Origin of the sequence: Moraxella sp. 179-F 1C4 NHS, assembly GCF_045370505.1 — a bacterium.
In the GTDB taxonomy this organism is placed as follows: domain Bacteria; phylum Pseudomonadota; class Gammaproteobacteria; order Pseudomonadales; family Moraxellaceae; genus Faucicola; species Faucicola tetraodonis.
Map to the genome: position 1 here is coordinate 16,684 of NZ_JBIQEC010000009.1, position 15,600 is coordinate 32,283.

The 15,600-nt window shown below is 43.8% G+C and carries 12 protein-coding genes; 1 reads left to right on the plus strand and 11 read right to left on the minus strand.

Annotation, left to right across the window (positions count from 1 at the left end; translation table 11 throughout):
- Positions 1-47 precede the first annotated feature (47 nt).
- The 10 genes from kdsB to ppsR all read right to left on the minus strand — a co-directional run bounded on the left by kdsB (position 48) and on the right by ppsR (position 10,522).
- The gene (gene kdsB, locus ACH0AB_RS05855; protein ID WP_406877546.1) at positions 48-842 is read right to left on the minus strand and encodes a 3-deoxy-manno-octulosonate cytidylyltransferase; all 795 of its coding nucleotides are present in this window, start codon (positions 840-842) and stop codon (positions 48-50) included.
- A 21-nt stretch (positions 843-863) separates the two neighbouring features.
- Complete coding sequence (gene lpxK / locus ACH0AB_RS05860; RefSeq protein WP_406877547.1) at positions 864-1,967, minus strand: tetraacyldisaccharide 4'-kinase; 1,104 nt, start codon at positions 1,965-1,967, stop codon at positions 864-866.
- Positions 1,967-3,730, minus strand: coding sequence for a lipid A export permease/ATP-binding protein MsbA (msbA, locus tag ACH0AB_RS05865; RefSeq protein ID WP_406877548.1), 1,764 nt, complete (start codon positions 3,728-3,730; stop codon positions 1,967-1,969). The genes lpxK and msbA overlap by 1 nt, the downstream gene beginning before the upstream one ends.
- A gap of 63 nt (positions 3,731-3,793) precedes the next feature.
- The gene (locus ACH0AB_RS05870) at positions 3,794-4,249 is read right to left on the minus strand and encodes an ExbD/TolR family protein (protein ID WP_065252671.1); all 456 of its coding nucleotides are present in this window, start codon (positions 4,247-4,249) and stop codon (positions 3,794-3,796) included.
- Positions 4,250-4,279: 30 nt separating this feature from the next.
- Positions 4,280-4,903 carry a MotA/TolQ/ExbB proton channel family protein gene (locus ACH0AB_RS05875; protein WP_095355430.1) on the minus strand — a complete coding sequence of 208 codons (624 nt, stop codon included), beginning with the start codon at positions 4,901-4,903 and terminating at the stop codon, positions 4,280-4,282.
- A 63-nt stretch (positions 4,904-4,966) separates the two neighbouring features.
- Positions 4,967-6,103, minus strand: coding sequence for a ParB/RepB/Spo0J family partition protein (locus ACH0AB_RS05880; protein WP_406877549.1), 1,137 nt, complete (start codon positions 6,101-6,103; stop codon positions 4,967-4,969).
- A gap of 178 nt (positions 6,104-6,281) precedes the next feature.
- Positions 6,282-7,082, minus strand: a complete 801-nt coding sequence (locus ACH0AB_RS05885; protein WP_406877550.1) for a ParA family protein — start codon at positions 7,080-7,082, stop codon at positions 6,282-6,284.
- A 104-nt stretch (positions 7,083-7,186) separates the two neighbouring features.
- Positions 7,187-7,834, minus strand: a complete 648-nt coding sequence (rsmG, locus tag ACH0AB_RS05890; protein WP_406877551.1) for a 16S rRNA (guanine(527)-N(7))-methyltransferase RsmG — start codon at positions 7,832-7,834, stop codon at positions 7,187-7,189.
- On the minus strand, positions 7,834-9,528 hold the full coding sequence (sthA, locus tag ACH0AB_RS05895; protein WP_315263612.1) for a Si-specific NAD(P)(+) transhydrogenase: 1,695 nt from the start codon (positions 9,526-9,528) through the stop codon (positions 7,834-7,836). The genes rsmG and sthA overlap by 1 nt, the downstream gene beginning before the upstream one ends.
- Positions 9,529-9,637: 109 nt before the next feature.
- Entirely contained in the window at positions 9,638-10,522 is an 885-nt protein-coding gene (ppsR, locus tag ACH0AB_RS05900) for a posphoenolpyruvate synthetase regulatory kinase/phosphorylase PpsR (RefSeq protein WP_406877552.1), read from the minus strand.
- A gap of 483 nt (positions 10,523-11,005) precedes the next feature.
- On the opposite strand from ppsR, the gene ppsA reads away from it, so the two are divergent.
- On the plus strand, positions 11,006-13,372 hold the full coding sequence (gene ppsA, locus ACH0AB_RS05905; protein ID WP_406877553.1) for a phosphoenolpyruvate synthase: 2,367 nt from the start codon (positions 11,006-11,008) through the stop codon (positions 13,370-13,372).
- Between the two features lie 104 nt (positions 13,373-13,476).
- On the opposite strand, the gene ACH0AB_RS05910 is transcribed toward ppsA, so the two are convergent.
- The gene (locus ACH0AB_RS05910; RefSeq protein WP_406877555.1) at positions 13,477-15,597 is read right to left on the minus strand and encodes a 2-oxo acid dehydrogenase subunit E2; all 2,121 of its coding nucleotides are present in this window, start codon (positions 15,595-15,597) and stop codon (positions 13,477-13,479) included.
- Positions 15,598-15,600 lie beyond the last annotated feature (3 nt).

A 15,600-nucleotide genomic window follows, 5' to 3' on the forward strand; every position in this document is an offset into this window, starting at 1 on the left:
AAAAACGCAAACCATAAAAAAGCCCAAGATTAACTTGGGCTTTTTTATTATTTCAATAACTCTGATAACGTCAAATCATTGAGCCGATCCAAATCCTCTTGCGTGTCTACACCGGGCGGCAACAATTCTGAAGCAATATCAATGGCGATACGCATGCCTTGCTCCAAAATACGCAATTGTTCCAATGATTCAAGCTGCTCTAGCTCGCCTTGCTGCCAAACACTAAATTGTTGTAGCAAACTGACCCGATAAGCATAAATGCCTAGGTGTCGGTAAGCGTTTTTTGGCGCGCTATTTTCCCCACTGATTGGCTGATCAGTCAACAATGCTGTATGGCGATCGCAAGGAATTGGCGCTCGGCTAAAATACAAGGCTTCCTTGTGGGCATTTTTGACGACTTTGACCACCGATGGCCGTAAAAACTCTTCAACGCTTTGGATGGGTTCAGCCAAAGTCGCCATCACGCAATCTTTTTTTTGTAGCAGAAGCTCAGTCACTTGTTTGATGAGCCCTGCAGGCACGAGTGGTTCATCGCCTTGCATATTAATCACGATATCTTCAGTTGACCACTGCTGAAGCCTAGCTACTTCAGCAAGCCTATCAGTGCCAGACGCATGATTGGGGTCAGTCATGATGACATTTGCCCCATAGTCTTGACACAGTTTAGCGATGCTATCATCATCGGTTGCCACAAAAATATCATCGGCAATTTCCGCCGATTTTACCGCATTGGCACGATCAATCACCCATAGAATCATCGGCTTGCCATGAATTTCTAACAGTGGTTTGTTGGGTAGTCGGGTACTTTTTAGACGGGCTGGTATGACCACATGTTTTAACATAGTGTATTTCCTACAAGTTTTTTAATTGTCAGCATTGTCAGCAAGGGTAACCAACTCACCGATTTGTCGGTCGATTAACGCATAAAAGGCGGGTGATAATTCGGCTTCTACCGGTAACACCCAGATATTTGTTGCAATGTCATTTTTTTCATGACCTTGGGCGAACAAAACACGCAATTTGACCGCATCCTTATCGGTGACGATAATCGGTAACTTTGGCAAGTTGGCAAAATCTTGCAAACTATAAGTGTGATGGTCATTCAATGGCATCGGTATGATGTCAAACCCTAATTGGCTTAGGCTATTAAAAAAACGCTGCGGCAATCCAATCCCCGTCATGGCAATCACTTGTTGGGCAGGTAAGCTATTTTGCGAACACGTTTTAAATAAAGGTGTTTTAAATAAAGGTACTAGGGGTTTTTGTAGCAAACGCATGCGAACATCGGGTGATATGCTATGACAATTTCTGCTTAGGCTATTTGAAAAATTGGTTAAAGTCTGCGTATCTTGCCAATCACTTTGGTGAAATATGACGGTGGTATTGGGCTGATACAGGCGTTTAATCGGTTCGCGCAGAAAGCCTGTGGGCAATAGCTGGCGGTTACCAAAGCCGCGATCGGCATCGACGACAATCCAGTTTTCATCCCTATCCAAGGCAAAATGTTGCAGTCCATCATCCGCCAAAATAAGTTGAATGCTTGGGAATTGCTCAAGCAATAACTCAATTGCTTGACCACGGTTGGGACAGACTGCCATTGGCACGCCTGTACGCTGGACAATCAGACACGGCTCGTCACCAACGTCACTGGGCTTTGAATTTGTTGTCACGATACAAGGCATCAGCTTGGCTTGTCCACCATAGCCACGACTGATGACGCCGACTGTCAGCCCTTTTTGCTGCAGGTAAGTTACCACGGCAATGATTAGCGGCGTCTTACCGCTACCGCCAACCGTGATATTGCCCACTACAATGACGGGCACGTTGGGATAATAAACGGGTTTTAGCCCTAATCGATAAATATTTTTATTGAGCCAAAAAACCAATCCATACAACCAAGACACGGGCAATAACAACCATAGCCAGAGAGATTTGTTGCGCCACGCCTGTAGTAGTGTCTGTTGCATTAGCTTGACAATATGTCCTCTTCAAAATGACGCTCATACAGCTTGGCATACGTACCTTGCGCCGCTAGCAAACTGTCGTGGGTACCGACTTCAATAATTTCACCTTTATCCATGACCACGATTTTATCGGCATTTTGGATAGTGGTTAATCGGTGCGCGATAACGATGGTGGTTCTGCCATGCATGACGCGCTCCAGCGCTTTTTGGATATAAAATTCCGATTCGTTATCTAGCGCGCTTGTGGCTTCATCCAAAATCAAGATAGGCGCATCCTTTAGCAGGGCACGTGCAATGGATAAGCGTTGGCGTTGTCCGCCAGATAACTGCAGACCCTGTGAGCCTATCTTTGATTGGTAACCCTGCGGCAACTGCATAATAAAATCGTGCGCAAAGGCTGATTTTGCGGCATCAATCACTTGCTCCGAGGTTCGGTTAGATAATTCGCCATAGGCGATATTGTTGTGGATAGAGGTATCAAACAGTACCACTTGTTGGTTGACACTGGCAATCTGACTACGCAGTGAATGTAATGTCAAATCTTCGATAGCGACATCGTCAAGATAAATATTGCCCTTTGTGGGCTCTAGCGCACGCATCAGACAGTTGACTAACGTGGTTTTACCTGCGCCACTCCGACCGATTAATGCCACGGTTTCACCGGGATTGACCACCAAATTTACGTTATTGAGCGCTTGTTTTCCATCCTCAAAAGTGACGCTTAGGTTGTTAAGTACTATTTTACCGGTCAGGGTTTTTTCAATCTTGCCTGTATCTTTTTCTTCGGCTTCATCAAGCATCTCAAATATAGAATCCGCCGCCGCCAAACCTTTTTGTAAGCCTTGATTGATATCGGTCAACGAGCGCACGGGTTTGCTCAGTAGCCCTGCTGCACTGATATAAGCGATAAACTCGCCTGCAGTAGTATCACCTAATACATTGGGTCTTAATGCAATCCATACCACCACCGCCATCGCACACGCCATCAATAATTGAATTAATGGCGTATTGATGCTATTGGTCACCACCACCTTTAGCCCTTGTTTCAGATTGGTTAAAGAGGCGTTATTAAACCGCGTCAGCTCGTTTTGCTGACCGCCATAATTTTTGACCACTTGGTAGCCTGTGATGACTTCATTGGTAATATGACTGACTTCACCCATGGATTTTTGAATACCACGCGACAGCTTGCGAAAGCGTTTACTGGCTTTACCGACTAACAATAAAATCGGCGGCAATACCACAAACAACGACAGGCTTAATTTCCAATTACTGTAGAGCAAAAACGCTAACAATCCAATCACGGTCAAACCATCGCGTAACAAGGTTTTGAGCGTATCGGTACCCGCCGCAGTTACCTGCTCAACATCAAAGATTAATTTTGCAGAAATCTGACCGGCATTGTGGCTCAAATAAAATTGGCTGGGTAATCTAAGCAATTTTGAAAACACTTGCATACGCAGCTGATAGACGACATTACGTGAAATCACTGCGCTAAAGTAATTACCTAAAAATGAGCTAAGCCCTCGCAGTACAAACAACAACACGATTAAAGCTGGAAAAAGATTGATATGCGCTTGATCACGTTCATTAATCGCATCAATAATGAATTTGACCAGCTTGGCAATGCCCACTTCGGTGCCTGCATTTAAGGTAAAGCCAATGACTACGAAGGTCATCGCCCACCAATACGGCTTGAGATAACCTAGCAATCTTCGATAGGTCTGCCAACGTGGGTGAGCATTGGAAGGTTTTGAAACGGTCATGGCATCTCAATATATAAAAGAACGACTTAACAGCTATTGTATCAGTAAATTGAAAAATAAAAATTATTTGGCATCTGGCGCTGGGGCAATATTACTATCGAGCGAAGTGGCAGGTATCACAGTACTGATATTTAAATTCATAAAGCCCATTTTACCCGCTATATCCATCACTTTAACCACCGACTGGTGACTGGTATCGGCATCAGCAGAGATAACAAATAGCTGCTTTCGGTCTTCACCCGCTTCTTGACGGATCATCGCCGTCAATTCAGCTTCGCCATTACCAGATAAAGCAATGCCATTGACCAGATAACTACCATCTTTTTGCACCGCGATTTCAATGCGTTTGCTTTTTTCGGTAATTGGTACGCCCTCTGCTTGCGGCAAAATGATATTGAGTTTACTAAAATGGTTAAAGGTGGTCGACAGCAGCAAAAAAACAATCAAAAACAGCAAGCAATCAATCATCGGGGTAAGATTGATTTCTAATGGTTCGACCGTGGGTTTACGAAATCGCATGGGTTGACTCTTTTACGCAGCTATATGCCATTAACGAGGCGTGATTAGACCATAGTCCAGTAATTCTTGCATCATCAAACCCGCTTCTTGTTCAAACGCGGCATTGATATCAATGATACGGCGCTGAAAAATACGGTAAGCCATCACTGCAGGTATCGCAACCAGCATACCCCCTGCTGTGGTAATCAGCGCTTGTGATACGCCAGCTGCCAGCATGGTCGGATCTTGCATTGCGCCTTCGGTAATGGCTAAGAAGGATGAAATAATCCCCAGTACGGTACCTAAAAGACCTAACAATGGCGCGATAGCACCGATGGTACCCAGCATATTAATATGTTTTTCTAATTGGTGAATGGCGATACTGGCGCGGTTTTCCATATGCATGGTCATTGAATCAATCCCATGCTGGCGATTCATGAGTCCTGCAGCAAGGATATCACCCAAAGGCGAATTGAGTTTGACATTCTCAAGCGATTCACGATCAATGTCGCCCTGCTCAATCAAATGCTGCATCAATTGTTCACGCAGATGAGCGGGTGTCACTGTACTGGCTTTAAGTTTTATCGCGCGCTCAATGATGATAATTAACATCAAAATCGAACATAGGACAATGGGCCACATCAACCAACCGCCTGCTTTAACTAATTCCCACATCGGTTATACTGCCTTTGCATGTCAATGACTAATAAATTGAGAAAACTAATCTAATGCGCAAGATTAATGCTCAAGTTGCGACTGAAACTGCACAATCAAAGCTTGTAATTCCTCTTCATTGTGAAAAAATATCTCAATACTCCCCTTTCCTTTTGAAGAGCCTTTGATTTTTACCACGGCACCGAGTTGCTCAGAGAGGTGTTGGTTCAGTCGCAGCCTATCATAATCAATTTCTTGGCTCTGTGTCGGCGCTTTTGGATTTAAAATATCTTTGACTAAGGCTTCAGTCTCACGAACAGTCAATTGACCCTGTATAATTTTTTTGGCAATAACCGGCTGCTGTTTAGGTGACAGCGACAATAATGCCCTGGCATGCCCCATGTCCATTTGCCCTTCATTTAACGCTTGTTTGACATCGTCATGTAATTGGTTCAAACGCAACAAATTAGAAACCGTTGTTCTCGCCTTACCGACCACATCCGCAATTTGCGAATGACTCATGCCAAATTCATCATGAAAGCGCTGCAATGCGGCAGCCTGTTCCATGACGCTCAAATCTTCCCGTTGGATGTTTTCAATCAATGCCAAAGCGATAGCCAAGTCATCTGACATTGGGCGCATGATGGCGGGTATATGGGTTAAACCCGCAATTTGCGCCGCACGCCAGCGACGTTCACCAGCGATAATTTCATGGGTAATCAGGGAATTGGGCAATACTTTGGCTAAGGGCCGAATCACAATAGGCTGCATCACGCCATGCTGCTTGATAGAGGTTGCCAGCTCTTGCAAGGCATCTTCGTCCAAATCAATGCGCGGCTGATACTTGCCACGCTGCAAATACGCGACATTGATATGCATCAAATTTAAGCTAGCCACATTACTATTATCATTGGCATCATTATTGATGGGTGCGTTATGGCTACTGGACTTTAGTGTTTTGGCGGGTTTGGGGGTTATCGCCGATGTAGGCGATTTTTTGGCTACGGCTATAGTATCGCGAGCTTCGGCTGATTCGATATCCGAAACATTTTGCCCATTATCGGTTGACTTGGCATTTAGTTTTTCAGCGCTTTTCGCGTCTTCGACAGAGGCTCGAACACTCGCATCGATTAGATTACCGGTAATCAATTTTTCTGTTTTGATTGAGCCGAGTAACGCATCAAGTCCTCGATTTGATGCCAATCCACGCTTTTTAACCATGTCGAAATTCCCAATGCCATTAAATAGTTAAAAATGACTGATAAAAAATTAAACCAATGCCGCCATTTTTGAACTGGCTATTTTAGCAGATTCGCTATTGCTTGAAAAATAGTTTCATTGCTTTTTCCAGTGCGCACTTGCCAACAAGTTAACAAAAAAAGTGCCTAAACAGCTTAAGTTAGGCAAGTTGGAATTGGCGACTTTGCTTGATAATTTCATTGGCAAGGCGAATATACGCTTGTGAGCCTTTTGAATTCATCTCATAATCAAGCGCAGGAATGCCGTGTGCCGGCGCTTCTGCTAGACGAATATTACGGGGAATGATGGTATTAAATAAAATCGGACCAAAATGCTCAATCAATTCCATAGAGACATCATTTGCCAAAGTATTGCGCGGGTCAAACATGGTTCTTAACACACCGCGGATATGCAGTTTTGGGTTTAGCGACTTCAAACGCTCAATGGTTTGCGACAAATCCGCCAATCCTTCCAATGCAAAATATTCACATTGCATCGGAATAATCACCCCTGATGTGGCACACATTGCATTGATGGTAAGTAAACTTAAACTCGGCGCGCAGTCAATCACGATAAAATCATACGGCTTAGTCGCGCGGCCGTTTTTGGCAGGCATATCAGCGAGCTGGTGCATGGCTTTTGACAAAATTGCATGATTCTCAGGCTTTTGACTTAAATGCAAATCACTGCCTGACAATTCATTGTTGGCACCGACAATATCAAACCCATTCGGGGTTTTGACAATCGCCTCATGGATTGGTAAGTCATCTAATAGCACATCAGCAATACTGTACTCTAACTCGCGTTTATCCAGCCCTGATGCCGTGGTCGCATTGCCTTGGGCATCCAAATCAATCAGTAAAACTTTTTTGCGGCGATGTGCCAGTGCACTTGCCAAATTAACCGCGGTGGTGGTTTTGCCCACCCCACCTTTTTGATTAGCAATGGCTAAAATATCCATGAACTGTCTCGCAATGTGTTGATAAAAAGGTTGAAAATTGTAGTCAAAAACAGCCAGTTTTTCAAACCCTAATAATACCGGTAAAACTGGCTGAAATAGGATGTTTATCTTTGCAAATAAATCAAATGACGTGATTCATAGAGCTCTGGCACGGTTAACACTTGGGTGTTAATTTGCCATTCATTTTGAAGGGCTTGAATCTCGTCAATAGGTTCAACACCCTTCATGGCACAAATGATACCATTGTCTGCCAATTTGCTTTGACTATGGGTGACAAAATCCACCAGCGATGCAAACGCCCTTGAGGTAATGACTTGATAAGTGCCTGCGTGCGCTTCGATACGACTGGCAACCGGTGTTAGATTTTTTAACCCCAATTCACTGGCGACTTGTTTGATAAAGCGAATTTTCTTTTGGTTACTATCAAGCGCTGTCACCGCACGTTGTGGCTGACAAATGGCAACTATCACCGCTGGCAAACCCGCACCCGTCCCAATATCTAGCAAATCACCGGCTGGCAAAAATGGCACAATCGATAAACTATCAAAGATATGTTTGATTAACGCTTGTTGGTCATCTTTGATAGCGGTCAAATTATACGCTTTATTCCAAAATAACAGCTGCTGTAGATAGTACAGTAGCTGTAATTGCTGCTCATCCGATAGCTTCAACCTTAACTCAGAGAGTGCTTGTTGCAACTGCGGTTGTAATTTTACGTACTGGGGTTGTAGCTTTACATTAATTTGCGCCATTAAAACACCCGATTAAGACCATTGAGCGCAGCAACGCGATAGGCTTCTGCCATCGTTGGGTAGTTAAAGGTGGTATTGACAAAGTATTCTAATGTATTGCCGCCTTTACTTTCCATCACTGCTTGTCCGATATGAATAATCTCAGAGGCGTGATTGCCATAACAATGGATGCCTAAAATCTCTAAGGTTTCACGGTGGAAAAGTATTTTTAACACCCCGCTACGCTCACCGATGATTTGTGCGCGAGCAAGGTGTTTGAAGAAGGCTTGACCCACTTCATACGGCACTTTTTCGGCCGTTAATTCTTGTTCGTTTTTACCAATGCTTGAAATTTCAGGAATGGTATAAATACCCGTTGGTACACTGCGAACAGGTTGTGCATTTTCATCGCCCACCATATAAGCAGCGGCGCAGCGCCCTTGGTCATAAGCTGCCGATGCAAGCGATGGCCAGCCAATCACATCCCCTGCTGCATAAATATTTGGGATATCGGTTTGGTAATGCTCATTGACTTTGAGTTGACCCCGGCTGTTTGCGCTGAGTCCGATGGCGGCAAGGTTGAGACTGTCGGTATTACCTGAGCGACCGTTTGACCATAAAATAGCGTCAGATTTGATGCGTTTACCACTTTTTAGGTATAAAATCACGCAGTCATCATAAGTTTCTAGCCGTTCGATTTCTTCTTTGTTGCGAATCAACACGCCAAATTGTCTAAAGTCATGCGACAACGCGTCAGAAATCTCATCATCTAGATAGCTAAGTAACTGCTCTTGGGTATTAATCAAATCTACTTTATAGCCAAGACCAGTAAAAATAGACGCATACTCACAGCCAATCACGCCTGCACCATAAATAATAATGCGCTGTACCACATAATCCATTTGTAGGATTTTATCGGAATCAAACACGCGAGGATGGCTAAAATCTAACAAATCAGGGCGATAAGGACGGCTACCCACGGTAATAATGGCTTGTTCAAAGGTAATGTCTTGCTCAGTACCATCACTCATATCAACATGAATGGTATGGGTATCTTTAAAACTTGCCCAACCATTGATTAAGTCAATTTGATTGCGCTCGTAAAAACGGGTATGGGTTTCTACCTGATTACGCACCACTTCGCGCGCTTTGGTTAATACTTTATTAAGTGGAATCTGGTGATAGTCGATGCCTTGGTTTAAGATAGGATCGCGGCGATTACCAATAATATTAAACACCGACTGACGCAATGCTTTACTTGGAATCGTGCCTACGTGCGTACAGTTACCGCCCACTTGTTTGCGTGGATCAATCACGGCAACTTTTTGCCCAGATTTGGCGATTTTCATCGCTGCCGCTTCACCCGCCGGTCCTGCACCAATCACAATCGCATCATAATCATAGGCATGGCTAACGGCATCTTGACGCTTATAACGCTTTAAATTGATACGGGTGTTATCCAGCGGACTAATTAAATCAAAATGCACCGATGCATCATCAAAATGTTTGACCTTATCATCGTCTTCACTGATACTGACGGTATTGGCTTTTTTATCAGAATCCGAAATTTCAGTTTTGGTTGGTTTTGCCAAAATTTCGGTAATATTTTCTTGGGGCTCAATAATTGACTGCGTATTGGAATCACAGATGTTTTCGTTGTCATTGTTTGTAGGGGGAATTTGAGTGACTTTGTCATTAATCCGTTTTTTTGGCATATTAGCTCCCATATTTTAAGCCTTGATAATGAATAAAAAAGATAATGAATAAAAAATTTTTAAATTAAATATAAAATACGATAAATTAACCGTTCGTTAAGAGATTACATTAACCAATTCGGCGTTTTAACCCCGTCATCTGTAAAATACGCGTTGCGATTTCTTCAATCGACATCGTTGATACATCAATATTTGGAATCCCTTGAGAAATATAAATACCTTGAATGGCGCGCAATTCCTGCTGACATTGCTGATAACTTGCATAGCGGCTACCTGCACGGCGCTCGTTACGAATTTTTACCAGTCGATCGGTGTCAATCACCAAACCAAACAGTTTGTCACGGTAGGGCTTTAACGCTTTGGGCAACGAATTTTCATATAAATCATCTTCAGTCAACGGATAATTCGCCGCACGAATACCAAATTGCAACGCTAGGTATAAACAGGTGGGCGTTTTCCCCGAACGTGACACCCCGATCAAAATAATATCTGCCGCATCATAATGGGTGGTACGCGCCCCATCATCATTGTCTAAAGCAAAATGTACCGCATCGATACGCGATTTATAGTTCTCAGAATCGACATCCCCATGGGCATGACCGGTATGCGGTGCAGGTTGTACTTTGATTTCATCGGCAATTTTACTGATTAAGCCTTCATAAATATCCAAGTTAAAGGCATCTGCACCGTTGATTCGCTCACGAATCACAGGGTCAACGATGGTATCAAAGACTAGCGGCTTTACCCCATCACGTTGGTGAGCAAGATTGATTTGATTGACCGCTTCATCGGCGCGATCAAGGGTATCAACATAAGGAATAACCCGGGTCTCAAATGGTACCGTGGGAAATTGGCTTAAAATAGAGCGACCTAGGGTTTCAGACGTAATCGCGGTACCATCAGAGATAAAAAACACACTTCGCAACGATTGCGAATTTGCAAAATTTAAGGCGTCTTTATTTTGAATCGTGGCTTTGATTTGCTCAATGGTCATGAAAAATTATCCAAAAAAATGACAAGAAGCGTCCATACTAATTTAAATTAACACTGGTTTGAACTGACACTACTGACATTGGGGGTTAACCTCACTCATTCACCGCGTTTTTGGCAGTGAATGTCATCTAGTAATATCGTTATCAGTGCAGACACTATCGTTTGTCTCACGGGCATTTGTCTTACAGGCGTTTGTCTTACAGGTCGAGAGTTTGTTATTATACGTGACTTGTAGGCTTTAATCTAACAAATCGATGCTTAATTTGCCTTAAGTAGCCGTCAGTTATTGTCATTGAAGGCTAATCTACGTTTTTTCCCGTTAAACTCAAAGATATCCAAGCAAAATTTTAGTTGAATTGTTGATGGCTGACAGTTTTTTTAAAATTATAAATTTTTTGCTAGAAAATGATTTTTTAAGATGAATTTTCTACGAAATACCGTTATAATCTTTTCAAAATAATCTTTATTTCACGGAGTTATCACCTTGAACGCACAAGTTATCTCACTCGACAAGTTAGGCAAAAACGACATTGACAAAGTAGGCGGTAAAAACGCTTCATTAGGTGAAATGATTAGTCACCTAACGGATTTAGGGGTAAGCGTACCAGGTGGTTTTGCAACAACGTCTGAAGCTTTTAACAAATTCTTAATCGGTACCGGTCTTCAAAACAAAATTAAAGACGCGCTTCAAGGTCTGGATGTGGATGATGTGGCCGCTTTAACTGCCACGGGCAAGAAAATACGTGACATGATTATTGAGCAAGAGTTGCCTAAAGATCTTGAACAAGAAATCCGTGATGCCTTTGCCGAGATGAGCGAAGGCGAGGATATCGCTGTTGCAGTTCGTTCCTCAGCGACTGCCGAGGATTTACCAGACGCCTCATTTGCTGGTCAACAAGAAACTTTCCTCAATATCCGTGGTATCGACAATATCTTGATTGCTATTAAAGAAGTCTTTGCTTCTTTATACAATGACCGCGCCATCGCTTACCGCGTTCACAAAGGTTTTGAGCACGCAGGTGTTGCCTTATCAGCTGGGGTACAACGCATGGTACGTTCAGAGACAGGCACCTCAGGTGTGATGTTCACCATTGATACCGAAAGTGGTTTTAATGACGTGGTATTTATCACTGCAAGCTATGGCTTGGGTGAAATGGTGGTGCAAGGTGCGGTGAACCCTGACGAATTCTACATTTCAAAAGCCCTATTAAATGCCGGCAAACCCGCCGTAATCCGTCGCAACCTCGGCAGCAAACAACAAAAAATGGTTTATGCAGACGAGCACTCAGCCGGCAAATCAGTCAAAATAGTCCCAGTAGACAAAGCTGAACGCAACCAATTTTCACTGAGCAATGAAGAGTTGGTTGAACTTGCCAAACAAGCCTTAATCATCGAAAAACATTATGGCCATGCGATGGATATCGAATGGGCAAAAGATGGTGATAGCAACAAATTATTTATTGTGCAAGCGCGTCCAGAGACAGTAAAAAGCCGTGAAAGTCAAAATGTCATGGAGCGTTACATCCTTAAAGAAAAAGGCGATGTCATCTGTGAAGGTCGTTCAATTGGTCAACGTATCGGCGCAGGTACTGTACGCGTGGTCAACTCAATCCATGAAATGGATAAAGTACAAGAAGGTGACGTCCTTGTGTCTGATATGACTGATCCAGACTGGGAACCCGTCATGAAACGTGCCGCTGCTATCATCACTAACCGTGGTGGTCGTACATGCCATGCGGCAATTATCGCGCGTGAATTGGGCGTCCCTGCCATCGTGGGTTGTGGTAACGCCACTGACCTATTGACCGATGGTCAAGCCGTCACTGTATCTTGTGCAGAAGGTGATACCGGTTATATCTACGAAGGTCAATTGGACTTTGAAATCCAAAACAACTCAATTGAGTCAATGCCAGACTTGGCATTTAAAATTATGATGAACGTCGGCAACCCTGACCGCGCCTTTGGATTTGCCCAAATCCCTAATGAAGGGGTGGGTCTGGCGCGATTAGAATTCATCATCAACCGTATGATTGGTGTGCATCCAAAGGCACTGCTTAACATGAACACCCTACCACGCGAAATCGTACAAGCGATTCAAGAGCGCATGGCAGGTTATGCTTCACCGATTGATTTCTACGTTGATAAATTGGTTGAAGGTATTTCAACCCTAGCCGTCGCATTCAAAGATAAGAAAGTTATCGTACGTATGTCTGACTTTAAATCGAATGAATATGCAAACTTAATCGGCGGTAAACTATATGAGCCATCTGAAGAAAACCCCATGCTCGGTTTCCGTGGTGCAAGCCGTTACGTATCAGAAAACTTCCGTGACTGCTTTGAATTAGAATGTCGTGCATTAAAACGTGTTCGTGATGAAATGGGCTTAACCAACGTTGAGATTATGATTCCATTCGTACGTACGACAGAAGAAGCGCGTAAAGTACTAGAGCTACTTGAGAAAAATGGTCTTAAACGTGGTGAAAACGGTTTACGCGTCATCATGATGTGTGAGTTGCCAACCAATGCCTTGTTGGCAGAAGAGTTTTTACAATACTTTGATGGTTTCTCAATCGGCTCAAACGATTTAACCCAGTTAACGCTTGGTCTTGACCGTGATTCGGGTATCGTATCTCAATCATTTGATGAACGTGACCCAGCAGTTAAAAAACTACTCAAAATGGCTATCGATGCCTGTAACGCACAAGGCAAGTATATCGGTATCTGTGGACAAGGCCCTTCTGACCATCCAGACCTAGCGATGTGGTTAATGGAACAAGGTATTACTTCTGTTTCATTGAATCCCGATTCGGTGTTAGACACTTGGTTCTTCTTAGCAAAAACCGAAAAATAAGCTTGTTAGTATTCATAAAGCCCTTAGTTTTGACTAAGGGCTTTTTTTGGGCATTAAAAAAACCTAGCATGGAGATGACCCGCTAGGTTTTTTTGCGCTGCAATTTATAACAACACGCGGCGTGGATCTGCTAGTAATTTTGCAATATATCGGGTAAATACCGCAGCGTCCGCACCATTGATCACACGGTGGTCATACGATAATGACAACGGTAGCATTAAACGTGGCTCAAACTCGCCTTTGGTCTCATTCCAACGTGGCTGAATACTAGATTCACTGATGCCTAAAATCGCAACTTGTGGCCAATTAACCAGCGGCGTAAAATAAGTACCGCCAAGATTGCCTTGACTTGAAATCGTAAACGACGCGCCTGTTAACTCTTTGGCAGATAATTTTTTATCACGCGCTTTTTTGGCAAGCTCACCGATTTCAATCGCTAGTTGCTTGATGCCTTTTTGCTCTACATGTTGAATGACTGGGACTGTCAAACCCTCCTCAGTTGCTACAGCAAAGCCTAAATTCACAGATTTACGGATGATAATTTGGGTATTGTCATCGCTTAAATGGCTGTTAAATTTTGGGTGTTGCATCAGCGCGTAAGCAGTTACTTTCATGATGAAAGCCAGAATAGTTAGACTCACCCCTTCTTTTTTCATCTCATCTTTTAGGTCACCACGCAATTTTTCAACATCGGTAATATCTGCCAAATCAAACTGGGTCACTTGTGGCAAATAGGTATTGTAATTAAGCTGCGGAATTGAGACTTTTTGTAGACGGGTCAAATCTTGGCGCTCAATTTCTCCCCAAATTTCCGTTTTACTCATATCGGGTAAATTAGGTAATCCTGAGCGAGCCGCTGATGGCGCAGAGATATTATTTGCTGCTGCGGGCGTGCTAACTGCTTTTATCATATTCTTGACATAAGCAAACACGTCTTCTTTGACAATACGCCCATTAGCGCCCGTGCCAGTCACCTCACTGACATCAACACCCAATTGGCGCGTAAGTTTGCGCACCGCAGGACCTGCATAAACTGCGGCATTTTTGGCATTGATTTGCGCTTCAGACAGTTTTGACTCTGAACTTGACTGGCTAGATGGTGTACTGGCGCTATTAGTTGAAGTTGACGCGGTATTTTGCGTTTTAGCGACTGCTTGCTGAGCGGTATGGGTGGTCGCTTGCGGCCGTGATGCTAAGCTTGATGCGGATTGCACTGACCCCGCCGCTTCAATTACAACAAAGTCTTGACCATTGGTGACGGTATCGCCAGGGTTAACCAGTAATTCAGCCACTTTACCGGCGACTGGCGAGGGAACTTCCACCGATGCTTTATCAGATTCTACTAACAACAAGGGTTGTTCCGCTGTGACCTCATCGCCTACTTTGACCATCCATTCACTAATCTGTGCCGACTCTACCCCTAAATCAGGCAAACCAAAGGTTTGTTTACCAGCGGGGGTGGATGATTGAGGGGCAGATACCGTTTGAGCGGGTGGCTCATTTTGATTTGTCGCTGAATTGGCTTGACTAGCGGCTTGTTCTGATGGGTCACTGGCTAATGGCTGTTGCGTAGCTGATTGGGAGGCCATCACGATAAAGTCCTGACCATTGGTGACCGTATCCCCTGCATTGACTAAAAATTTGACAATTTTTCCGCTGACAGGTGCTGGTACTTCGACCGATGCTTTATCGGATTCGACCAATACCAGCGGTTGTTCAGCAGTGACAGTATCACCTTCTTTGACCAACCACTCACTAATTTCTGCGGTATCGACACCCAAATCTGGCAATGTATAGGTTGCTTCAGCCGATGTAGATGTGGGCTGTGATTGATTTGACGCAGCCATAGACGGCGCTTGCGATGAAGTCGCATTAGCCTCTTTAGCCTCTTTAGCCTCTTTAGTCTCTTTAATTTCTCCAGCTTCGTTAGATTGGGCTGCTTGTTGGTCTGTCTGTTGCGCAGATTGCTCTACGGGTGTAGTGTTGGATTGGCTATTGCCTGCACTGTCGATGGTGAGAATCACATCACCTTCTTTGACCTTATCGCCGATTTGAAGACTAATCGCTGTGATAGTCCCTGCTGATGTTGCAGGTACTTCCACAGAGGCTTTGTCAGACTCTAATAAGACAATGTTATCGTCCACATTGATGACATCGCCGACTTTGACCATAATTTCACTGACTTCAGCGCTATCAACGCCTAAGTCGGGAACTTTGATTTCCATGGG